Raw genomic sequence first — 21,269 nt, forward strand, 5'->3', positions numbered from 1 at the left:
GGTTTCGCCCCTTGAACCGGGCAGCCCGGCGATTCCTGACAGGAGGGAGATGTGACGTGCGTCACCGGCGGTTAGTTGATGCGGAGGGCCGGTTCTCCGTGGTCCGTCGCCGCCCACTGACGCGTCGCCCGGTCGAGCTTGTCGGGGTTGGCCTGGTTGCGGAACGCGGCGATGCCGTCCGCCGTGATCTCCAGGCACATGACGCCGATGACCCGGCCGTCGACGGTGACCACGAGCGCGGGCAGCCCGTTGGCGTACGCGACGTGGACCTCCGCGGCGCCGCCGAGGAGGTTGCGAGCGGCCTGGTTGGGGGTGAACAGGCTCCGCATGAACCTCGCGACGGCCGACGCGCCCTCGAACGGCTTCGCGCGGGCCGGGACCTTTCCGCCGCCGTCGCCGATCGCGACGGCGTCCGCGGTGAGCAGCCGGACGAGCGGTTCGGTCCGGCCGCTGGTGGCGGCCGTGAGGAACTCCTCGACGATCCGCCGGGCGGTGGCCTCGTCGATCTCGGTCCGGGCCCTGCCTTCCGCGATGTGCTTCTTGGCGCGGTGGAAGATCTGCTGGCCGGAGGCCTCGGTGATGTCGAGGATCTCCGCGATCCTCCGGTGCGGGTAGCCGAAAGCCTCCCGCAGCACGTACACCACCCGCTCGTTGGGGGAGAGGCGCTCCATGAGGGCGAGGACCGCGTACGAGACCGATTCGCGCTGTTCGACGGTGTCGGCGGGGCCGAGCATCGGGTCCCCGGCGAGCAGCGGTTCGGGCAGCCACTGGCCCACATAGGTCTCGCGGCGGGCGCGCGCCGAGGTGAGCTGGTTGAGGCAGAGGTTGGTGAGGACCTTCGTCAGCCAGGCCTCGGGGACCTCGATGCGGTCGATGTCGGCGGACTGCCAGCGCAGGAACGTGTCCTGGACGGCGTCCTCGGCATCGCTCGCGGAGCCGAGAAGGCGGTAGGCGATGGCCTTGAGCCGGGGCATGGAAGCCGCGAACAGGTCCGTCTGCTTCCCGGTCAGCGCCATGGCTCGGATCATAACGGCCGGCCGCGGCGGCGGATCGAGGGTGTCGGAGGTGTCGGAGGCTACGCGTAGCATCGCCGGGCCGGTTCGACCGGCGATCTGGTGCCGGTGGGAGAGAGCGGGGTCCGGGTGTCCGGTGGGTGGTGGTGCGCCGGGGTGCGGTGGCCGGGGCAGGTGCCCGAGCTGGGGTGGTGCAGGGGCGGTGACCGGCGGGTGAGCGTGCTCGCGTACGGGGCCGGCCTCGGGTTCCGGGCCCTCGGGGAGCGGTACTGCGTGGGGGCCCGGGGGAACGCGTGCCCGCTGGGCGCGGTGGTGCCGGGGCGCTCCACCGGCGGGCGGTGCGCCGAGTGCGCGCGGCTGGACCGGGTGCACTCGGTGGCCGCCGACACGATGGCGGACGACCCCCGGACGTACCGCGTGTACCTCGCCTGGTTCGGGCCCGGCATGGTCAAGGTCGGGATCACCGGGGAGGAGCGGGGGGCGGCCCGGCTGCGGGAGCAGGGGGCCGTGGCCTTCAGCTGGCTGGGGCGCGGGCCCCTCATGGCGGCGCGGCGGACCGAGGAGGTGCTGCGGGCGGCCCTCGGAGTGCCCGACCGGATCCCGTACGCCAGGAAGCGGGCTGTGCGCGGGCGGCTTCCCGGGTGCGAGGAGCGGGCCGCCGAGGTGGCGGAGCTGTACGGGCGGGCCGCGCGGCTCGAAGGGCGTGGCTGGCCCGAGTCGTTGGAGCGGCTGCCCCTCGAAGTCGTCGATCAGGCGGCGGCCTTCGGGATCGACCGGGCGCCCGCTCCGGTGCGGTCGGTGCGGGAGCTGGTCGACGGGGGCGTGGTCGCGGGGCGGCTCGTCGCTGCGGCCGGGCCCGATCTGCATCTGGCGGTGGACGGCGTGGGCGTGGTCGTCCTGGACACACGGCTGATCACCGGGTGGGACCTCGCGGCCCTGCCCGGGGTGGCCGGGTCCCCCGGGGCCGCTGCCGGGGTGGCCGGGTCCCCGGGGGCCGCAGCCGGAGAGATCGCGTCCCCGGGGGCCGTGTCCGCCGTGGCGGAGGGGGGTGTACGTGTCCCCCTCATCGACATCGGCGGCGGCGGTGTGCAGGGTGGGTTGTTCTGACCGTCGACCGAGGGAGAGCGTCCGTGGGGCCGGAGAGCGATGACGTGGTGCGGTTCTGGGAGCGGCTCGGGCTGCCCGGGATCATCGACGTGCACACCCACTTCATGCCGGAGCAGGTCCTGCGCAAGGTGTGGGCCTACTTCGACGCCGCCGGGCCGCTCACCGGCCTGGAGTGGCCGATCACCTACCGGTACGAGGAGGAGGCGCGGCTGGCGGTGCTGCGGTCGTTCGGGGTGCTGCGCTTCACCTCCATGCTCTACCCGCACAAGCCCGGCATGGCCCGCTGGCTGAACGGCTGGGCCGCCGACTTCGCCGCCCGGACCCCCGACTGTCTGCACACCGCGACCCTCTTCCCGGAGGACGGCGTGGAGGTGTACGTGAAGGAGGCCGTCGAGGCGGGCGCGCGGGTCTTCAAGTCGCACCTCCAGGTGGGCGCGTACGACCCCAACGACCCGCTCCTGGACCCCGTGTGGGGGCTGCTCGCGGAGGCCGGGATCCCGGTGGTGACGCACTGCGGGTCGGGGCCCGCCCCGGGGGCCCACACCGGGCCGGGGCCGATCGGGCGGGTGCTGGCGCGCCATCCCCGGCTGCGGCTGGTCGTCGCGCACCTGGGGATGCCGGAGTACGCGGAGTTCCTGGCGCTGGCGGAGGTGTATCCGGAGGTCCGGCTCGACACGACGATGGCGTTCACCGACTTCAGCGAGGGGTTCAGCCCCTTTCCGCCGGCGGAGCGGGGGCGGCTCGCCGACCTCGGGGACCGCATCCTGCTGGGGACCGACTTCCCGAACATCCCCTACCCGTACGTTCATCAGCTGAAGGCGCTGGAGCGGCTCGGGCTGGGGGACGAGTGGTTGCGGGCGGTCTGCCACGGGAACGCCGCCGCGTTGTTCCCCGCTCGGGGCTGCTAGAACCCGCGCCGCTTTCTCAGGGAATTCACAGGAACGGGTCAGGTTTCTCTCACGGGTGGCTCACAGAGTGGTCCCCATGACGACGACGACCTCGCCCCAGGGGCGTACCGAACTGCTCAGGCCGGACCGTACCCCCGTGCGGGTCCTGGTCGTGGACGACGAGGCTCCGCTCGCCGAGCTGCTGTCGATGGCCCTGCGGTACGAGGGGTGGGAGGTGCGCAGCGCCGGGGACGGGGCCGGGGCCGTCCGCGCCGCGCGGGACTTCCGCCCGGACGCGGTGGTCCTGGACGTGATGCTCCCGGACATGGACGGGCTGTCCGTGCTGGGCCGGCTGCGCCGCGAGTACGACGATGTGCCGGTCCTCTTCCTGACCGCCCGGGACGCCGTGGAGGACCGGATCGCCGGGCTCACCGCGGGCGGCGACGACTACGTGACCAAGCCGTTCAGCCTGGAGGAGGTCGTGGCCCGGCTGCGCGGGCTCATCCGCCGCTCGGGCTCGGCCGTCGCCGCCGGCCGTGCCGAGTCCACGCTCACCGTCGGGGACCTGGTGCTCGACGAGGACAGCCACGAGGTGAGCCGGGGCGGGGACGCGATCCACGTCACGGCCACCGAGTTCGAGCTGCTGCGCTTCCTGATGCGCAATCCGCGCCGGGTGCTCAGCAAGGCGCAGATCCTCGACCGGGTCTGGAACTACGACTTCGGCGGCCAGGCCAACGTCGTGGAGCTCTACATCTCCTACCTCCGCAAGAAGATCGACGCCGGGCGCACGCCGATGATCCACACCCGGCGCGGCGCGGGGTATCTGATCAAGCCCGGTGAGTAGGGGCCGGGGCGGTGTGGGGGTGCTGCGGCGGCCGTGGACGCTGCGGACGCGGCTCGTCGTGTCCGCCGTCTCGCTGATCGCCGTCGTCGCCGCCGTCATCGGGTCCGTCACCGCGATCGCCTTCCACAGCTACATGTACGGCAAGCTCGACGACCAGCTGCACTCCGTCGCCGAGCGCGCCCAACGGCCGCCGGGCCCGGTGCCCCAGGCGCTGCGCGAGGCGGGACCGCTCGGCTTCGTCGGCGGGGGCGGGCAGCCGCTCGGCACGTTCGGGGCCCTTCTCGGCGAGGACGGGGACGTCACCGCGTCGAAGGTCGTCGAGGACAGCGGGCTGCGCGCCCAGGAGAGCGCGAAGCCGCTGACCGGGGAGCAGCGGAGCGCCCTGGAGGCGGCCGCTCCGACCACCGGTGAGGCAGCCCGGAGCATCGGCCTTCCGGGGCTCGGCGGCTACCGGGTCGAGGCCGCCACCACCGCCGAGGGGTACACCGTCCTCGTGGGCATCCCCAGCGCCGAGGTGAGCGGTGCGCTGACCACCCTGATCGTCGTCGAGGTCTGCGTGACCGCCGCCGGGCTGCTGGCCGCGTCGATCGCCGGCACCGTGCTCGTCGGGGTCGCCCTGCGGCCGTTGCGCCGGGTCGCCGCCACGGCCACCCGGGTCTCCGAACTCCCCCTGCACAGGGGCGAGGTGGCCCTCCTGGAGCGGGTCCCGGGGGCCGAGGCTGATCCGCGTACGGAGGTCGGGCAGGTGGGCGCGGCGCTCAACCGGATGCTCGGGCACGTCGGTTCGGCACTCGCCGCCCGCCAGGAGAGCGAGACGAGGGTCCGGCAGTTCGTCGCCGACGCCAGCCATGAGCTGCGCACCCCGCTGGCCTCGATCCGGGGCTACGCCGAGCTGACCCGGCGCGCCGGAGCGGGACGGGACGCGCCGGAGTGGCGCCCCACGGGGGACCGGGAAGCGCCGGGGCCCGACCCGGTCACCCGGCACGCGCTGGGGCGGATCGAGTCGGAGGCGGACCGGATGACGGGGCTGGTGGAGGATCTGCTGCTGCTGGCCCGACTGGACGCCGGGCGTCCGCTCTCGTACGGGAGAACCGATCTGCTGCCGCTGGTCGTGGACGCGATCAGCGACGCCCGGGTGGCGGACCGGGGCGAGTCGGGCCAAGGTGCGCCGGACCGGGACGCTCAGGCCCTGGGCCGGGGCGCGCTGGGCGGGGATGCCGGGGTGGTGGGCCGGGGTGCGCCGGGCCGGGACGCCCAGGCGGCGGACCGGGGTGCGCCGGGCCGGGACGCTCTGCATCGCTGGCGGCTTGAGCTGCCCGCCGAGCCCGTGACCGTACGCGCCGATCCCGACCGGTTCCAGCAGGTGCTGGTCAACCTGCTGGCCAACGCCCGTGCCCACACCCCGCCGGGGACCACCGTCACCGTGGCCGTACGGCCGTCCGCGCGCCCCGGGGGGCCGGTCACGCTGGAGGTGGGCGACGACGGGCCCGGCATCCCGGCGGAGCTGCTGCCGTACGTCTTCGAACGGTTCGCCCGCGGTGACGCCTCTCGCTCGCGCGGGGCTGGTACGGGCGGGGCGACCGGGTCCACCGGGCTCGGCCTCGCCATCGTGCGGGCCGTCGTTTCCGCGCACGGCGGGCGCGTACGGGTGGAGTCGGAGCCGGGCCGCACGGTGTTCGTGATCGAACTGCCGGCGGAAACGGATGAAGCGCCCCGCGCGGACTCACAGGGCAGGGACAGGCTCAGCACACCGGTGTGACAGCGCGGTTGGCGAACGTCGGAGCATGACAACCGACAGCCTCCGGAGCGGCCCCGGCGCGACCGGCCGCAACAGCGGGGATGGCCACAACAGCGGGGACGGCCGCAACAGCGGGGGCGGCGGGGGCGGCGGGCGCCGCGCCCGTCTGCCGGTCAGGGAACACCTCCCGGCCCGTGGCCCGGCCACCGCCGCCGACGTCCCCGTGCTCGACGTCGTCGTCCCCGTGTACAACGAGGAGAAGGACCTCCGCCCCTGCGTCGTGCGCCTGAACGGCCATCTCGCGCGGACCTTCCCGTACCCCTTCCGCATCACCGTCGCCGACAACGCCAGCACCGACTCCACTCCCGCCGTGGCCGCGTCGCTCGCTGCGGAGCTTCCCGGGGTGCGGTACGTGCGGCTGGCGGAGAAGGGGCGGGGGCGGGCGCTGCGTACGGTCTGGGCGGAGTCCGACGCACCCGTCCTCGCCTATATGGACGTCGACCTCTCCACCGACCTCAACGCCCTCCTCCCGCTGGTCGCCCCGCTGATCTCCGGCCACTCCGACCTGGCCATCGGCTCCCGGCTCGCACGGAGTGCGCGGGTGGTGCGGGGGCCGAAGCGGGAGTTCATCTCGCGCGCCTACAACCTGATCCTGCGCTCCTCGCTGGCCGCCGGGTTCAGCGACGCCCAGTGCGGGTTCAAGGCGATCCGGCGCGAGGTCGCCGAGCGGCTGCTGCCGATGGTGGAGGACAGCGGCTGGTTCTTCGACACCGAGCTGCTGGTCCTCGCGGAGCGGGCCGGGCTGCGCATCCACGAGGTGCCCGTCGACTGGATCGACGACCCCGCCTCGACGGTCCGCATCGTGCGGACGGCCACCGAGGATCTGAAAGGGGTGTGGCGGGTGGGGCGGGCGCTGGCCGTCGGCGCGCTGCCGCTGGACCGGCTGGCCCGGCCCTTCGGGGACGCCCCGCGCGACCGGGCGCTGACCGGAGTGGAGCGCGGACTGGCCCGCCAGCTCGTCGGGTTCTGCGTCGTCGGCGCGCTGTCGACGCTGTTCTACCTCGCGCTCTACTCCCTCTTCCGGCTCGGCGTCGGCCCGCAGTTCGCCAACGGCGGCGCGCTGCTCGTCTCCGCCGTCGCCAACACGGCCGCCAACCGCCGCCTCACCTTCGGTGTACGCGGCCGGGGCGGGGCCGTCCGCCACCAGGCGCAGGGGCTCGTGGTCTTCGCCATCGGCCTCGCGCTGACCAGCGGCTCGCTCGCCGCGCTGGGGGCGGCGAGCGGATCGCCCTCGCACGGCACGGAGCTGGCCGTGCTGATCACCGCCAATCTCGCGGCCACCGTGCTGCGTTTTCTGCTCCTGCGCGCCTGGGTCTTCCCCGAGCGCCGCGCCACCGAACGGGACGACGGGGAGGCGCGGTCGCCCGCGGCAGCCGTCCTCCCGGTCCACGACGAACCCGAGGATCTCCGATGACCACGACCGCCGCCCCCGCGATCCCTGTCACCGCGCCGCCGACCGGGAGGGAAGGCCCCCGCTGGGCGCGCCCCGCGCTGTACGGGCTGCTGCTGGCCGTCGGCCTCGCGTACTTCTGGAACCTCAGCGCCTCCGGATACGCCAACTCCTTCTACTCCGCCGCCGTCCAGGCGGGCAGCCAGAGCTGGAAGGCCCTCTTCTTCGGCTCGCTCGACTCCGGAAACGCCATCACCGTCGACAAGCCGCCCGCCGCGCTCTGGCCGATGGCTCTGTCGGTGCGGCTGTTCGGGCTGAACTCCTGGGCGATCCTGGCCCCCCAGGTCCTGATGGCGCTCGCCACGGCGGCCGTCCTGAACACCGCCGTACGCCGTCGTACCGGGCCGGTCGCCGGGCTGATCGCGGTGGGCGTGTTCGCGCTGACCCCCGTGGCGGCGCTGATGTTCCGCTTCAACAACCCGGACGCGCTGCTCGCCCTGCTGATGACCGTCACCGTCTGGTGCGTGCTGCGGGCCCTGGAGCAGGGGCGGACGAAGTGGCTGCTCTGGGCGGGGGCGGCGGTCGGCTTCGCGTTCCTGACGAAGACCCTCCAGGCGTTCCTGATCCTGCCGCCGCTGGCCGTGCTGTACGCGGTGTGCGCCCCTGTTCCCGTGACGAAGCGGCTCGGCCAACTCGCCTTGTCCGCGCTGACGACGGTCGTCGCCGGTGGCTGGTGGGTCGCGATCGTGGAGCTGATGCCGGCTTCCTCGCGCCCGTACGTCGGCGGCTCGCAGAACAACTCTTTCCTGGAGCTGACGTTCGGCTACAACGGGCTCGGCCGGCTCAACGGCGAGGAGACCGGGAGCGTCGGCGGGGGAGGAGGCGGTGGTCGTGGGGGCGGAGGAGGCGGTGGCTGGGGTCAGACCGGCATCGGCCGAATGTTCAACTCCGAGATCGGCGGCCAGATCGCCTGGCTGCTCCCCGCCGCGCTGATCCTGCTGGTGGCCGGCCTCTGGCTGACCCGACGGGCGGCCAGGACCGACTCCGCGCGGGCCGCGTTCGTCGCCTGGGGCGGTGCGCTGGTCATGACCGCGGCCGTGTTCAGTTTCATGGCCGGGATCTTCCACCAGTACTACACGGTGGCCCTCGCCCCGTACATCGCGGCGCTCGTCGCCATGGGCGTCACGGTGCTGTGGGAGGAGCGGGGCGCGTGGTGGCCGCGTGCGGTGCTCGCGGGCACGGCCGTGGTGACGGTGGTCTGGGCGTATGTCCTGCTGGGCCGCACACCGGAGTACCTGCCGTGGCTGCGGTGGGCGGTACTGGCGGCCGGGCTGGCGGGTGCGCTCGGGCTGGTGGCCGTGGGCCGGTTCGGCGGGCGGGGACTGGCGGCCGCCGTGGTGGGGCTGAGCTGCGCGGCGTCGCTGGCGGGGCCGGCGGCGTACACCGCCAGCACCTTGAACAGCGGCCACCAGGGGTCGATCGTGACCGCCGGACCTTCGGCCGGCTTCGGCATGGGCGGGCCCGGGAGCGGTGGCGGCGGCAGGGGAGGGCCCGGCGGACCCGGCGGAGGTGACGGCGGGCAGCGCGACGGCATGCAGCAGCCTCCCGGCCAGGGCCAGGGCCAGGGGCAGGCGCCGGGCCAGGACGGTATGCCTACGGTGCCCGGAGCGGCCGCACCTGGAGGGACGGCACCGGGAGGAGCCCCGCCCGGCGGTACGCGTACGGGGACGGGGGCGGGCACGAACCCCGGATTCGGCGAAGGCATGAGGGGCGGCGGAGGAGGCGGATTGGGCGGGCTGCTCAACGGCGCGTCCGTCGACGGTGAGGCGAAGGCGCTGCTGGAGAAGGGCGCGGACGACTACACCTGGGTCGCCGCCGCCGTCGGCGCGCAGAACGCGGCCGGCTACCAACTCGCGACCGCCGAACCGGTGATGGCGATCGGCGGCTTCAACGGGAGCGACCCGTCACCGACGTTGGCCCAGTTCAAGCAGTACGTCGCGGCAGGGAAGATCCACTACTTCGTCTCGGGCGGCGGAATGGCCGGAGGAACGGCCGACGGAACGGACGGGGAAACGGGAGGCGGCCTGGGCGGCGGGACGCAAGGCGGCGGCCCGGGCGGCAACTCCGGGACCTCGTCGCAGATCTCCTCCTGGGTGGCGGAGAACTTCACCGAGGTCACCGTCGGCAGCTCCACGTTCTACGACCTGACACGGCCCGCCGGTTGAGGACCGGGCGTACGCGGTCCGGCTCAGAACCCGGCCGCGTACGTCCAGAAGTCCCGCATCACCTGTGGGGCGGCGGGCCCGGCCATCTCCAGCTGGGTGAGCAGGACGGCGACGGTGCCCGTGGACGGGATGACGTGGGCCGTGGTGCCGGTGCCGCCGATCCAGCCGTAGCGGCCCAGTACGTTCCAGGGGGCCGCGATCTCGATGTCCACCGCCCCGCCGAATCCCCAGCCCTGCCCCTCCGTGAAGAGCCCGCTCGCGGCGCGCTGGTCCGGGGTGAGGTGGTCGGTGATCATCTGGCGGACCGACTCGGCGGCCAGCACCCGGTGTCCGTCGTCGTTCAGGCCCCCGGCGAGCAGCATCCGGCCGAAGGCGGCCCAGTCGTCGACGGTCGAGACCAGGCCGCCCGCGCCGGACGGGAAGGGGGGCGGGCTGCTCCACTGGCCGTCCGGGGCGTCGACCAGCACCGGATCGCTTCCGCGGCCCGCCCCGGCCCGGTAGTAGCCGGTGAACCGGTCGAGCGCGGCGGGCCCCACGGCGAACCCGGTGTCCGTCATGCCGAGGGGCTCGAACAGCCGCTCCGCCAGATACACGGGCAGCGGGCGGTCGGCGACCCGGGCGATGAGGACGCCGAGGATGTCGGAGCACGTGTTGTAGAGCCAGCCGTCGCCCGGCTGGTGCAGCAAGGGGATACGGGACAGCGCGGCCATCCAGGCGTCCGGCGCGAGGACGGCCTGCGGCTGCGGCGGGCCCTGTTTCAGCTCGGCGAACAGCGGGGCGACGGCCGGGAGCGAGAAGTCGGAAGGGAAGCCGTAGCCGGCCCGGAAGGTCAGCAGGTCCAGCAGGGTGATCGGGCGGACCGCCGACACCACGTCGTCGACCGGGCTCTGCGGCGTCCGTACGACCAGGGGCGCGGCCAGCTCGGGAAGCCATGCCGCGACCGGGTCGGCGGGGGCGACCAGGCCGTCCTCGACGAGCGTCATGGCGGCCGCCGCCACGATCGGCTTGGTGATCGAGGCGATACGGAAGATCGAGTCCCGCCGCATCGGCGCGGACCCGGCGAGGCCGGCCGGGCCGGCCACCGCCACCTCGGTCCTTCCGCCCCGGGCGACCAGGGCCACCGCACCCGGCATCGACCCCTCGGCGATGTGGGCGTCCAGCAGTTCGTGCAGGGGCGTGGTGGTGGTCATGGGTCGTCCTTCGTCCGGTACCGCGTGTGCTGTCGGAGGCCTGCCCTCCGGGGGGCGCCCCGCGGCGCGCGACCGCGGGTGGTGGACCGGGCGCGGCCCTCGGACAGGAGGACGCGCGCCGGCCGTAAAAGGAGGCATGCGGGCCGAAAAGGATGACTCCCGGCCCGACGGGGACTCATCGGCCCGGTTCCGTTCCGGGTGTCATGGGCCGAGCGTGTGAGTCATGGGCCCGGCTTCTGGTGGTGTGGGCCGAGTCCGTGGGGCATGGGCCCGGTTCCGGGTGGTGTGGGCCGAGCCGGGGCTCATCGGCCCGGCGCTCCGGGTTCTGCCGGCCGAGTCCGTGGGGCACCGAGCCCGTTCCGGCCCCTTTCCCGCTCCCGTGGGCCCCCTCCGGGCTCGTCCGCCCGGCCCCCGTCGGTGGGCTCATCGGCCCCTGCCTCCCCGTACCAGCAGGTCCGCCACCACCGGCCGGTGGTCGGAGGCGACGCTCTCCGGCACCCATGCCTTCCGCACCGTGATCCCGGCGCGCGGCCCGCCCTTCGACACCGCCACGAAGTCGATCCGCTTGACCGGGTCCCCCGCCGGGAAGGTCGGCGCGCCTGGGTCGGCGTCCGCCAGTTCCCGCCACAGCGGGCCCAGTTCGGGGGCGGCCGGCTCCGCGTTGAAGTCGCCGAGCAGAATCCGCGGGCCCCGGTCCTCGGCCATGATCCGCCGGGTGTCGGCGACCTGGGCGACGCGGACGGCAGGATCCGGGCGGTAGTCGAGGTGGGTCACGTACACGTGCACGGGCAGCCCCCGCACCCGTACGACGACCTCGCCGAACCCCGGGGCGGGAGCGGGGGCCGGGTTCGGGTCCTGGGTGGAGAGACGGGTGATCTCGTGGTTCTCGGCGCTCACGATCCGGTGCCGCGACAGCACGGCCACCCCGTACTCCGCCCGGGGGCCGCCCGGCCGGGCCGGGTCCAGGCTGTAGATCGGGGCGAAGGAGACGTGCATGCGCAGCCGCCGCGCCAGCTCTCCCGCGAGGTCGCGCCACTCGCTACGGCCGCCCCAGTGCCGGTCGACCTCCTGAAGGCCGATCACATCCGCTTGCAGCGACCGGAGTTCGGCTGTCTGGCGGTCCAGATCGAAAACACCGTCCACGCCCGCCCCGGCGTGGATGTTGTACGTGACGACCCGCAGCGGCACGTCACCGCGGGAAGGGGGGTGGGTCGTGGTGACGGCGGCGGCGGGCGGCGCGATGAGTGCGCCCAAGAGGGACGCGGTGAAAAGGAGTTGAGGGATACGAGCGGTACGGCGACGCAGCGACATGGCTCTCCAACCGGCCGAAAATCGCGCACTTTGTCAGGTCAGCGTCGAGAACCGTACCGTCCGGCAGCCGCGCGGGCCCCACCGGCGCGGCCGGTCCGGTGGCGCGGAATTGACTTGTACGTTGTACAGGGCTTGTCTTACGGTGTATATCAATGATCTGTCGTACGCCGTACAGTGCCGAGCTTCGCGCGTCGTACGGCCACTCCGGAGCGAGCTGTCACCGCGCCGGACCCCCGGAGCCCAAGGAGTCCGCATGACGGCACCCGCCGCACAACGACCAGACCTCGCCCACCAGAGGCACCCGCGGCGCTGGCTGATCCTCGGCGTCATCTGCCTGGCCCAGCTCACGGTGCTGCTCGACAACACCGTCCTCAACGTCGCGATCCCCTCCCTCACCTCGGAGCTGGACGCCTCCACCGCCGACGTGCAGTGGATGATCAACGCCTACTCACTCGTCCAGGCCGGGCTGCTGCTCACCGCGGGCAGCTCCGCCGACCGCTACGGGCGCAAGAAGATGCTGATGGTGGGCCTCGCCCTGTTCGGCGTCGGCTCGCTCGTGGCCGGGCTCTCCCAGTCCTCGGGCCAGCTCATCGCGGCCCGGGCGGGGATGGGGGTCGGTGGCGCGCTGCTGCTCACCACGACGCTCGCCGTCGTGGTCCAGATCTTCGACGACGCCGAGCGGGTCAAGGCGATCGGGATCTGGTCCACGGTCTCCTCCCTCGGCTTCGCGGCGGGCCCGCTGTTCGGCGGGTTCGTCCTTGACCACTTCTGGTGGGGCGCGATCTTCCTCATCAACATCCCGGTCGCCCTGTTCGCCCTGGCCGCCGTCGCCCGACTCGTACCGGAGTCGAAGAGCGGCCAGGGGGAGCGGCCGGACCTGCTGGGCGCGCTGCTCTCCACGATCGGCATGACCGCCGTCGTCTTCGCGATCATCTCCGGCCCCGAGCACGGCTGGGCGTCCGGCCAGGTGCTGCTGACGGCGTCTCTCGGAGTCGCGGTGCTGGCCGGATTCGTGCTGTGGGAGCTGCGCGTTCCCCACCCGATGCTCGACATGCACTTCTTCCGGAACCAGAAGTTCGTCGGTGCGGTGGCGGGGGCCATCCTGGTCGCCTTCGGGATGACCGGGTCGCTCTTCCTGCTCACCCAGCATCTTCAGTTCGTCCTCGGTTACGGGCCGTTGGAGGCGGGCCTGCGGACGGCTCCCATGGCGCTCACCGTGGTCGCCCTCAACCTCACGGGCCTCGGCGCGCGCATGGTCCAGAAGTTCGGCACGCCCGTCGTCATCGCGGCGGGGATGAGCTGCCTGGCGGCCGGTCTCGCCGCGATCGCGGTGCTCGGCGGGGGCGACGGCGGGTACGGCGGCATGCTGTTCGGCCTGGTCGTGATGGGTGCGGGCGTCGCCCTGGCGATGCCCGCGATGGCCAACGCCATCATGAGCGCGATCCCGCCGGAGAAGGCCGGGGTGGGCGCAGGGGTCAACGGCATGCTCGCGGAGTTCGGCAACGGACTGGGGGTCGCGGTGCTCGGCGCGGTGCTGAACGCCCGCTTCGCCGCTCTCGTGCCGGCCGCCGTCGGCGCGGCCTCGCTGCCGGCGGCCCTGGCCGCCGCCGACGGACCCGCCGCCCGGGAGCAGATCAAGGACGCCTTCGCCTCGGGCCTGGAGGTCAGCCAACTGGTCGGCGCGGTCGCGGTGCTGGCGGGCGGGCTGCTCGCCGCGCTGCTGCTGCGCCGGGCCGAGCGGGCGGAGACGTCGCCGACCGGGGCTGCGAAGGTGCCGCCCGCCGACGCCACGGAGACGCCGGTGGCCAACGCCATGAAGGTGCCGCCCGCCGACGCCACGGAGACGCCGGTGGCCAACGCCATGAAGGTGCCGCCCGCCGACGCCACGGAGACGCCGGTGGCCGGGGCCGCGAAATCCGGGGCCGCGAAATCCGGAGCAGCGAAGGCCGAGGCTGGGAAGGCCGGGAACAGGGCAGACTCGACAGGACCGGCGGCATAGCATCGGACCGGACGCGCGTACCGGACCGTCGGCGTCCGGTACGCCGTCCTTCCGGCAGGACGGTACGGTCCCGCCCTTCCGGCAGGACCGCTCGGCGGAGTGTCCGCGCAAGACGAGGAGAGTGCGCCATGGTGTCCGAGTCCGACCGGGATTCCGACCGCGATTCCGACCGGGAGTCCGCGCCCGTGCCCGAGCCCGCGCCCGCGCCCGAGCCGGGGACCGGTGCCGGTGCCGGCACCGGACGTGGAGGCGGACCCGGATCGCGGGCCGAGGCCGACCTGGCGAACAACGCCGCGCGGACCAGCGTATGGCTGGACCGCCGGGCCCCTTCGCGCTCGCGCAGGACCGAGTCCCCGGTGGGCCTGGACCGCAACCGGATCACCGAGGCGTCGGTGCGGCTGCTGGACGCCGACGGCCTGGCCAAGTTCTCGATGCGCCGGCTCGCCGCCGAGCTGGACGTCACCGCGATGTCCCTCTACTGGTACGTCGACACCAAGGACGACCTGCTGGAACTGGCGCTCGACTCGGTCTACGCCGAGATCGCCCCGCCCCGCGAGGACGCCGACTGGCGGGACCGGCTGCGGGAGCTGGCCCGCAGCTACCGCGAGCTCCTCGTCCGCCACATCTGGATCTCGCCGCTGGCCGGGACCTTCCTCAACATCGGCCCGAACTCCATGCTGTTCTCGTACGCCGTCCAGGACATCGTCCGGGCGACCGGGCTGCCCCTGGAACGGCAGACGGGCGCGCTCTCGGCGGTCTTCCAGTTCGTGTACGGATTCGGCACCGTCGAGGGCCACTTCAAGGCGCGGTGCGACGCGACCGGACTGACCCAGGACGAGTACCACCAGCGGGCGATGAGCACGATCAGGGCGCAGCCGCACCTGCGGCAGATCACCGAGGCGTCGGACGAACTGATGGCGGCCCGGGGCGGGAAGACGGTCGAGGAGATGCGCGAGCGGGACTTCGTCTTCGCTCTGGACCTGCTGATCGCGGGCATCGAGGCCGTACGCGACCGGAGCCGGTCATCGGCTCAGTAGCCCCTCTCCGAGGGGGCTCGGTGCTGGTGCCGGCTCTTGGAGGGACGCTCAGTACCCGCGCCCCGGGTCCACCGTCAGTTCGGGCCTGTGCCCCGCCGTCACGGCCTCCCAGCAGGCGGTGAAGTCGACGGAGACGTCCTCGTCGGTGGTGATCCCGGAGGAGTGCGAGGTGATGACCGTACGGGGCAGCTTCCACACCGGGTCGCCGGGCCCGGCCGGTTCCTCCGCCAACACGTCCAGCACCGCCCGCCGCACCCGGCCGTCCCGGAGCGCGGTCTCCAGCGCCCCCATGTCGACGGTCGCGCCCCGCCCCACGTTGACGAACGTCGCCCCGCGCACCGCCGCGAACCGGCCGGCCCCGAAGAAGCCCTCCGTGGCCCCGGTCAACGGCAGCGTGGAGATCAGCCAACGGGCCTCGCCCAGCACCTCGTCGTCCTCGGCGGCCCCGATCACGCGGTCGAAGCCCGGCACCACCCGGGCGGTGCCGGGCGCGGGCCCGAACCGCGTCGTGCGGGCGACGCCCACGGTGCGTACCCCGCAGGCGCCCAGCAGCCGCCCGACGGCCGCGCCGATGCGGCCGGTCCCGTAGATCAGGGCGGTCTGCCCGGCGACGAGTTCCGAGGGGAGGCGCTCCCAGTGCGCGCGGGCGTGCAGGGCGGTGAACTCCGGTACGGACTGGCACTCGGCGAGCATCCAGGCCAGGACGTACTGGGCGATCCGCTCGCCCATCCGGCCCACGGTCCGGGTCAGGAGCGCCGAGCCGGGCCAGGGGCCCCCGGCGAACAGCGGGTCCGTACCCGCGTTGACGCTGTGGAACCAGAGCAGCCGGTTCGTCCGCAGCGCGTCGGGCAGTGTCTCCCCCACGCACAGCAGGGGCGCGTCGGACGGCGGCGGGACGTCCTCCAGCAGCTCCGCGTCCCGCCCGGTGATCCGCTCCAGCTCCCGTACGAGTCCGCTGTCGAGCGAGGGCGTGACCAGCAGCCGGGCCTTCGCGAGGGCGTCGGGCGAGGGCAGCGGGGCCGGGACGGGCATCCCGCACGCGAGGAGCGAGTGGGGCTGCCCCGGGACGGGCGCCGGCGGAACGGACCCGGCGTTCCCGTTCTCGCTGTCGCCCGTGGCTTCCGCGGTCATCGCGCGGTCAGCTCCCCGGGGCCAGGTGGGCCGGGAAGCCGCCGGTGGCGACGGGGCCCCAGCGCTCCGGGGTGACCCGGATGATCGACTTGCCCTGCTTCACCATCGCCGCCCGGTACTCGTCCCAGTCCGGGTGCTCGCCCGAGATGTTCCGGAAGTACTCGACGAGCGGCTCGACCGAGTCCGGGGCGTCGATGACCTCCGCCGAACCGTCGACCTGCACCCACGGCCCGTCCCACTCGTCCGACAGCACGATCACGCTGACCCGTTCGTCGCGCCGCGCGTTGCGGGTCTTGGCGCGCTCGGGGTACGTCGACATGACGATCCGCCCCGCGTCATCCACGCCGCAGGTCAGCGGGGAGCCCTGGGGGCGGCCGTCGGCCCGGGCGGTGAGCAGGACCGCCCGGTGCCGGGGGCGTACGAACGCCAGCAACTCGTCGAGCTCCACGGCGGTGTTGGTCGCGATGTTCGGTGCCATGCCCACCACCCTACGACCGGGCCGGCCCGGAGCCGGGCAGCGCCCGTCGAGCCCTGGCCGGGCAGGGCCCGTCGAGCGCTAACCGGGCAGCGCCTCGCCCTGTACCGCCTGGATGTCCAGCTCCACGCGCAGGGTCGTTCCGATCGCGGAGATGCCCGCCTGGACGACCTGGTTGTAGTTCATCGCGAAGTCGGCGCGGCGCAGTTCAGCGGTGGCGTGGAAGGCCGCGCGCACCCCGCCCCAGGGGTCAGGCCCGGTGCCGAGGTAGCTGAGGTCCAGGTCGACGGGGCGTGAGACGCCGTGCATGGTCAGCTCGCCGTGCACGGTCCAGCGGTCGGGGCCCGCCGGGTCCAGCGCGGTGGAGCGGTAGGCGATCTCCGGGTACCGGTCCACGTCCAGGAAGTCCGGCGAGCGCAGGTGCTTGTCCCGCATCTCGTTGCCGGTGTCGATGCCGGCCGCCCTGATCACCGCCTCGACCCGGGAGCGGGAGACGTCCTCGGCGATCTCGATCCGGCCGCCGAAGTCGGTGAAGCGGCCGTGCACGCTGGAGATCCCCAGGTGCTGGGCGACCGCGCCGACCGAGGAGTGCGCGGGGTCCAGCGACCAGACGCCCGGCGGCGGCAGCTCCACCCCGCCCTGGCGGGCCAGCACGATCTGGCCGCCCTCGATCCGGCCGCTCGCGGTGACGAGGGCGGTGGAGGCGGCGGGCGCGTACCCGACCGCCGTGACGATCACCGTGTACGCGCCGGCCGCCAGGGAGCCGTCCGTGCGGACGGCCCCGTCCTCGTCGGCCGCGGCGCGCAGCACCTGGGCGCCGGTCATGTCGGTGACGGTGACGACGGCGTGCTGGACCGCCCAGCCGTCCCGTGTCCGTACCTGTGCGCGAAGTCCCATCCCGTATCTCTCTCCTAGCTCGATGACCCGCGGCCGGCCCGAAGGAACCCGGGGCCACATGGGTCGGGCCCCGGGGCGGTCACGGCAGGCCGTCCCCTGCTCGCCGTACCCGCCACCGGGGCCCATTTCCACCCGGTCGTGACAGCCTCTCCGCTGGGAGTGCCGTCCGACCAGGGGTCTTCGCGATCCCTTCACGTGCGCGGGCGCATCCCTATAGGTGCACGCGCGACAGGCGCGGGCGGGCGCCCGTGCCGCGGGGACCGATCACTCGCCCGGGTGGGCGAGCTCGATGTCGTGCCCGTCGACTCCCGGGCCGCTCACGGTCAGCGATCCGGCCACCGGCGGGTAGCCGGTCGCGATGACCGCGTACTCGCCCGCGTCCAGGTCGGTGAAGGCGTACGCCCCGTCCTCGCCGGTCGTCGCGGTGGCGACCACGTTGCCCGCCGCGTCGATCAGCGTGACCCGCGCGTCGGTCAGCGGGCTCCGGGCGGACCCGGCCCGCACGACGCCCCGGACCAGCGCACCGGACCGCAGCGCGGCCTCGACGCGGGTGACGCCCTGGCCGCCGATCTCCACCGGCAGCGCCAGCGGACGGAAGCCGGCGGCGTTGACCGCGACGGTCACGGAACCCGGGATCAGCTCGCCGAAGGCGAACTCACCGGACGGTCCGGACGCGCCGGTGGCCAGCACGTCGCCCCGGACGTCGGTCACGATGACCATCGCTCCGTCGACGGGTGCGCCGGACTCGGCGGCCCTGACCGTTCCGGCCAGTCCGCTCGTACCGGAGAGCAGGATGTCGAAGGCCAGCGACTCCTCGCCGACGACCACCGTGGACGCCTGCGGCTGGAAGCCGTCGGCGGAGGCGATCAGCACGTAGCTGCCGGAGCCGGGGGCGTCCAGGGTGTAACCGCCGTCGGGCCGGGCCACGGAGCGGCCGAGCTGCCGGCCGCCCAGCGAGATCAGGGTGACGGCGGCGCGGGCGACCGGAGCGCCCTCCGCACCGCGCACCACACCGCGCACCGGGGTGCCGCCCTGAACGCCGCCGCCGCTGCTGCTGTTGCTGCTGCTGTCGACGGTGTCGTACGAGGCGGAGGCGACGGCGGTACCGGGGCCGGAGGCGGGGATGCCGGCCGCGCCCTCGGAGACCGGACCGGTGGCCGCGCCGACGGCGGCGGGTACGGGGACCTCAGCCGTCTCGACGGCGGCGGAGGCGTCGGCCGAGGGATCGGCGGAGGCGTCGGCCGGGACCTCGACGGGGGCGTCGTTCGCCGCGCTGCTCTTCAACGCGACCTCCTTGATGAAGAGCGTCACGACGAAGGCGACGAGCGCGGCCGGAGCGGCGTACAGGAAGACGTCGCCGACGCCGTGCCCGTACGCGGCCTCCATGACCAGGCGCAGGGGCTCGGGCAGCTTGTCCAGGTCGGGGATGCCCCCGCCGCCGGTACCGCCGTGGCCGAACGCCGCACCTTCCGGGCCGAGGGCGGCGATGCCGTCCTGGACGTAGTGGGTGACCCGGTTGCCCAGGACCGCGCCGAGCGCCGAGACGCCGATCGCACCACCGAGGGAGCGGAAGAAGGTGACGACGGAGCTCGCGGAACCGAGGTCCTCGGGGGCGACCTGGTTCTGGGTGGCGAGGACCAGGTTCTGCATCATCATGCCGATGCCGAGCCCCATGACGAACATGTAGACCGCGACGTGCCAGTACGCGGTGTCGTACCGGATCGTGCCGAGCATCCCGAGCCCGGCCGTGACCAGGAAGCCACCGGTGACCAGCCACGCCTTCCAGCGCCCGGTCTTGGTGATGACCTGGCCGGAGATGGTCGAGGAGAGGAAGAGACCCGTGATCATCGGGATCGTCATCACACCGGACATCGTCGGCGACTTGCCGCGCGCCAGCTGGAAGTACTGGCTGAAGAAGACGGTGCCCGCGAACATCGCGATGCCGACGAACAGCGAGGCGATGGAGGCCAGCGTGATGGTGCGGTTGCGGAAGAGGCGCAGCGGGATGATCGGTTCGGCGGCGCGCGACTCGACGAGGACGAAGAGCAGGCCGAGCAGGACGGAGCCCGCGACCATCACGCCACTCTGCCACGACATCCAGTCGTACTTGTCGCCCGCGAAGGTCACCCAGACCAGCAGCAGGGAGACGGCGGCGCTGATGAAGAACGCGCCGGTCCAGTCGACCTTGACGCCCTCGCGCTTGACGACCGGGAGCTTCAGGGTCTTCTGGAGCACGATCAGCGCGATGATCGCGAACGGCACGCCCACGTAGAAGCACCAGCGCCAGCCCATCCAGCTGGTGTCGGTGATGACGCCGCCGAGCAGCGGACCGCCGACGGTGGCGACGGCGAAGACCGCGCCCAGGTAACCGCTGTAACGGCCGCGCTCGCGCGGGGCGATCATCGCGGCCATGACGATCTGCGCGAGGGCGGAGAGACCGCCGACGCCGATGCCCTGGACGACGCGGCAGGCGATGAGCATGCCGCTGCTGGTCGACAGACCGGCGACGACCGAGCCCAGGACGTAGATGATCAGGGCTATCTGGACCAGCAGCTTCTTGCTGAAGAGGTCCGAGAGCTTGCCCCAGAGCGGGGTGGTGGCGGTCATGGCCAGCAGCGAGGCCGTCACGACCCAGGTGTAGGCGCTCTGGCCGCCGCCGAGGTCGGAGATGATCTCGGGCAGGGCGTTGGAGACGACCGTCGACGACAGGATCGCGACGAACATGCCGAGCAGCAGCCCGGTCAGCGCTTCCATGATCTGCCGGTGCGTCATCGGCGTGCCGTCGGGGGCGCCGGAGGCGGAGGCGCCACCGTGCCCTCCGTGCTTGGCGTGGCCGCCCCGCACACCGGTGGGTGTGGTCGTAGCCATTGAGTTCCTTATCCGTGCGAATTTGCTTCTGTTACACAGGTGTACGGGTGTGAGCCTCGTCGCCGAGGCCGGTCCTGCACTCACCGGTGTGACGTCCGGGGGCGCAGCCGCCGGAGCCGCGACAGGCGAAGCTGTCACGCAGCCGGGACAGCAGCGCGATGAGCCGGCCGACGTCGTCGTCGGACCAGTCCTGGAGGTTGTGGGCGAACACCTCGGTGGTCCGCCGGGTCAGTTCGTCGAGCTGCTCGTGCCCGCCGGGGGTCAGCCGCAGGATGCGGGACCGCTTGTCCGCCGGGTCAGGAGACCGTTCGATCCAGCCGCGATCGGCCACATGGGCCACGTGGCGACTGGTCACCGACATGTCCACGGACAGCAGCTCGGCGAGCCGGCTGATCCGCATCTCGCCGTGCCGGTCCAGGAGGGTCAGTACGGCGGCGGATCCCGCGGGACATTCGTGCGGCAGTGCGCGGGCGAGCCCCCTTTTGACGGCCCCGACGGCGCTGAGCTGCCGGGCCAGTTCCTCGTAACTACTCCGTGCGGCCACGGGAACCCCCAGCACACTCACGACGATGTTGTTGCTTAGGGCAACGATAGAAGCCGTTGGTTGCTACAGGCAAACGAAAATGGCCTTGCAGAAGTAAAGGAACGCAAAAGCCTCTGTAGGGTCCGGGTCAAGCCCGTTTCCCGGCTGCGGTGACGCAGGACGGACGGGGTGCGGGATGGCCCGGGGGTTGGGTGGTGGGCCCGAGTTCGCTAGGGTCCTGCCCCATGGCACACAACCCCCACGCCCCTCAGCCGGGCCCCGAGGGCACCCCTGACCCGGCGGGCAGCACGCAGATGTTCCGCGCCTTCGTCGACGAGGGCGAGCCGCAGCGCCGGCAGCAGCCCGCGGCGACCTCTTCCGGGCCGAAGGCCGGGGTGATCGCGGCGGTGATCGCGGTCGTCGTCGTCCTCGGCGCGGTGGCCTGGCTCGCACTGGGCTGAGCTGCCGCTCGTACGGGGCTGAGCTGCCGCTCGTACGGGGCTGAGCTGCCGCTCGTACGGGGCTGAGCTGCCGCTCGTACGGGGCTGAGCTGCCGCTCGTACGGGGCTGAGCA

Annotated in this window: 17 protein-coding genes; 9 read left to right on the forward strand and 8 right to left on the reverse strand. The window is 73.3% G+C overall.

The window, feature by feature from the left end:
• Window positions 1-71 precede the first annotated feature (71 nt).
• Window positions 72-1,016, reverse strand: a complete 945-nt coding sequence (sigJ, locus tag ACH4KB_RS17810) for an RNA polymerase sigma factor SigJ (protein ID WP_398066863.1) — start codon at window positions 1,014-1,016, stop codon at window positions 72-74.
• 126 nt (window positions 1,017-1,142) lie between these two features.
• Here sigJ and ACH4KB_RS17815 point away from each other — a divergent pair, with 126 nt between their 5' ends.
• From ACH4KB_RS17815 to ACH4KB_RS17840, 6 genes are all read left to right on the forward strand, one after another.
• Window positions 1,143-2,120: a DUF2797 domain-containing protein gene (locus tag ACH4KB_RS17815; protein ID WP_398066864.1), complete on the forward strand. Its 978-nt coding sequence runs from the start codon at window positions 1,143-1,145 to the stop codon at window positions 2,118-2,120.
• A 23-nt stretch (window positions 2,121-2,143) separates the two neighbouring features.
• Window positions 2,144-3,028, forward strand: coding sequence for an amidohydrolase family protein (locus ACH4KB_RS17820; RefSeq protein ID WP_398066865.1), 885 nt, complete (start codon window positions 2,144-2,146; stop codon window positions 3,026-3,028).
• Window positions 3,029-3,104: 76 nt separating this feature from the next.
• Window positions 3,105-3,851, forward strand: coding sequence for a response regulator transcription factor (locus ACH4KB_RS17825; RefSeq protein ID WP_003967705.1), 747 nt, complete (start codon window positions 3,105-3,107; stop codon window positions 3,849-3,851).
• Window positions 3,852-3,870: 19 nt separating this feature from the next.
• Window positions 3,871-5,610: a sensor histidine kinase gene (locus ACH4KB_RS17830; protein ID WP_398066897.1), complete on the forward strand. Its 1,740-nt coding sequence runs from the start codon at window positions 3,871-3,873 to the stop codon at window positions 5,608-5,610.
• A 25-nt stretch (window positions 5,611-5,635) separates the two neighbouring features.
• On the forward strand, window positions 5,636-7,063 hold the full coding sequence (locus ACH4KB_RS17835) for a glycosyltransferase (RefSeq protein ID WP_398066866.1): 1,428 nt from the start codon (window positions 5,636-5,638) through the stop codon (window positions 7,061-7,063).
• Complete coding sequence (locus ACH4KB_RS17840; protein WP_398066867.1) at window positions 7,060-9,264, forward strand: glycosyltransferase family 39 protein; 2,205 nt, start codon at window positions 7,060-7,062, stop codon at window positions 9,262-9,264. The genes ACH4KB_RS17835 and ACH4KB_RS17840 overlap by 4 nt, the downstream gene beginning before the upstream one ends.
• A gap of 23 nt (window positions 9,265-9,287) precedes the next feature.
• Here the strand turns inward: ACH4KB_RS17840 and ACH4KB_RS17845 are convergent, their stop codons facing one another.
• Window positions 9,288-10,454, reverse strand: coding sequence for a serine hydrolase domain-containing protein (locus tag ACH4KB_RS17845; protein ID WP_398066868.1), 1,167 nt, complete (start codon window positions 10,452-10,454; stop codon window positions 9,288-9,290).
• 423 nt (window positions 10,455-10,877) lie between these two features.
• Window positions 10,878-11,765, reverse strand: a complete 888-nt coding sequence (locus tag ACH4KB_RS17850; RefSeq protein WP_398066869.1) for an endonuclease/exonuclease/phosphatase family protein — start codon at window positions 11,763-11,765, stop codon at window positions 10,878-10,880.
• A gap of 253 nt (window positions 11,766-12,018) precedes the next feature.
• On the opposite strand from ACH4KB_RS17850, the gene ACH4KB_RS17855 reads away from it, so the two are divergent.
• The gene (locus ACH4KB_RS17855) at window positions 12,019-13,764 is read left to right on the forward strand and encodes an MFS transporter (protein WP_398066870.1); all 1,746 of its coding nucleotides are present in this window, start codon (window positions 12,019-12,021) and stop codon (window positions 13,762-13,764) included.
• 128 nt (window positions 13,765-13,892) lie between these two features.
• The gene (locus tag ACH4KB_RS17860) at window positions 13,893-14,801 is read left to right on the forward strand and encodes a TetR/AcrR family transcriptional regulator (RefSeq protein WP_398066871.1); all 909 of its coding nucleotides are present in this window, start codon (window positions 13,893-13,895) and stop codon (window positions 14,799-14,801) included.
• Between the two features lie 48 nt (window positions 14,802-14,849).
• On the opposite strand, the gene ACH4KB_RS17865 is transcribed toward ACH4KB_RS17860, so the two are convergent.
• The 5 genes from ACH4KB_RS17865 to ACH4KB_RS17885 form a co-directional block, all read right to left on the reverse strand.
• On the reverse strand, window positions 14,850-15,833 hold the full coding sequence (locus ACH4KB_RS17865) for an NAD(P)-dependent oxidoreductase (RefSeq protein ID WP_398066898.1): 984 nt from the start codon (window positions 15,831-15,833) through the stop codon (window positions 14,850-14,852).
• Between the two features lie 106 nt (window positions 15,834-15,939).
• Window positions 15,940-16,410, reverse strand: a complete 471-nt coding sequence (locus ACH4KB_RS17870) for a PPOX class F420-dependent oxidoreductase (protein WP_398066872.1) — start codon at window positions 16,408-16,410, stop codon at window positions 15,940-15,942.
• Between the two features lie 78 nt (window positions 16,411-16,488).
• Window positions 16,489-17,304: a YceI family protein gene (locus ACH4KB_RS17875; protein ID WP_398066873.1), complete on the reverse strand. Its 816-nt coding sequence runs from the start codon at window positions 17,302-17,304 to the stop codon at window positions 16,489-16,491.
• Window positions 17,305-17,568: 264 nt separating this feature from the next.
• The gene (locus ACH4KB_RS17880; RefSeq protein ID WP_398066874.1) at window positions 17,569-20,172 is read right to left on the reverse strand and encodes an MFS transporter; all 2,604 of its coding nucleotides are present in this window, start codon (window positions 20,170-20,172) and stop codon (window positions 17,569-17,571) included.
• 31 nt (window positions 20,173-20,203) lie between these two features.
• Window positions 20,204-20,716 carry a MarR family transcriptional regulator gene (locus ACH4KB_RS17885; RefSeq protein ID WP_361873266.1) on the reverse strand — a complete coding sequence of 171 codons (513 nt, stop codon included), beginning with the start codon at window positions 20,714-20,716 and terminating at the stop codon, window positions 20,204-20,206.
• A 224-nt stretch (window positions 20,717-20,940) separates the two neighbouring features.
• On the opposite strand from ACH4KB_RS17885, the gene ACH4KB_RS17890 reads away from it, so the two are divergent.
• Window positions 20,941-21,156 (forward strand): hypothetical protein, encoded by a 216-nt coding sequence (locus ACH4KB_RS17890; protein ID WP_018958646.1) that lies wholly within the window; start codon window positions 20,941-20,943, stop codon window positions 21,154-21,156.
• Window positions 21,157-21,269: the final 113 nt, after the last annotated feature.

The sequence above is a fragment of the Streptomyces sp. NPDC017520 genome (assembly GCF_044329855.1).
In the GTDB taxonomy this organism is placed as follows: Bacteria; Actinomycetota; Actinomycetes; order Streptomycetales; family Streptomycetaceae; genus Streptomyces.

Bases quoted from the DNA above. Each gene is read 5' to 3' on its own strand.
- ACH4KB_RS17865 (WP_398066898.1), bottom strand. From the start codon at position 15,833: ATGCCCGTCCCGGCCCCGCTGCCCTCGCCCGACGCCCTCGCGAAGGCC.
- ACH4KB_RS17870 (WP_398066872.1), bottom strand. From the start codon at position 16,410: ATGGCACCGAACATCGCGACCAACACCGCCGTGGAGCTCGACGAGTTG.
- ACH4KB_RS17875 (WP_398066873.1), bottom strand. From the start codon at position 17,304: ATGGGACTTCGCGCACAGGTACGGACACGGGACGGCTGGGCGGTCCAG.
- ACH4KB_RS17880 (WP_398066874.1), bottom strand. From the start codon at position 20,172: ATGGCTACGACCACACCCACCGGTGTGCGGGGCGGCCACGCCAAGCAC.
- ACH4KB_RS17860 (WP_398066871.1), top strand. From the start codon at position 13,893: ATGGTGTCCGAGTCCGACCGGGATTCCGACCGCGATTCCGACCGGGAG.
- sigJ (WP_398066863.1), bottom strand. From the start codon at position 1,016: ATGGCGCTGACCGGGAAGCAGACGGACCTGTTCGCGGCTTCCATGCCC.
- ACH4KB_RS17825 (WP_003967705.1), top strand. From the start codon at position 3,105: ATGACGACGACGACCTCGCCCCAGGGGCGTACCGAACTGCTCAGGCCG.
- ACH4KB_RS17890 (WP_018958646.1), top strand. From the start codon at position 20,941: ATGGCACACAACCCCCACGCCCCTCAGCCGGGCCCCGAGGGCACCCCT.
- ACH4KB_RS17855 (WP_398066870.1), top strand. From the start codon at position 12,019: ATGACGGCACCCGCCGCACAACGACCAGACCTCGCCCACCAGAGGCAC.
- ACH4KB_RS17840 (WP_398066867.1), top strand. From the start codon at position 7,060: ATGACCACGACCGCCGCCCCCGCGATCCCTGTCACCGCGCCGCCGACC.
- ACH4KB_RS17850 (WP_398066869.1), bottom strand. From the start codon at position 11,765: ATGTCGCTGCGTCGCCGTACCGCTCGTATCCCTCAACTCCTTTTCACC.
- ACH4KB_RS17835 (WP_398066866.1), top strand. From the start codon at position 5,636: ATGACAACCGACAGCCTCCGGAGCGGCCCCGGCGCGACCGGCCGCAAC.
- ACH4KB_RS17845 (WP_398066868.1), bottom strand. From the start codon at position 10,454: ATGACCACCACCACGCCCCTGCACGAACTGCTGGACGCCCACATCGCC.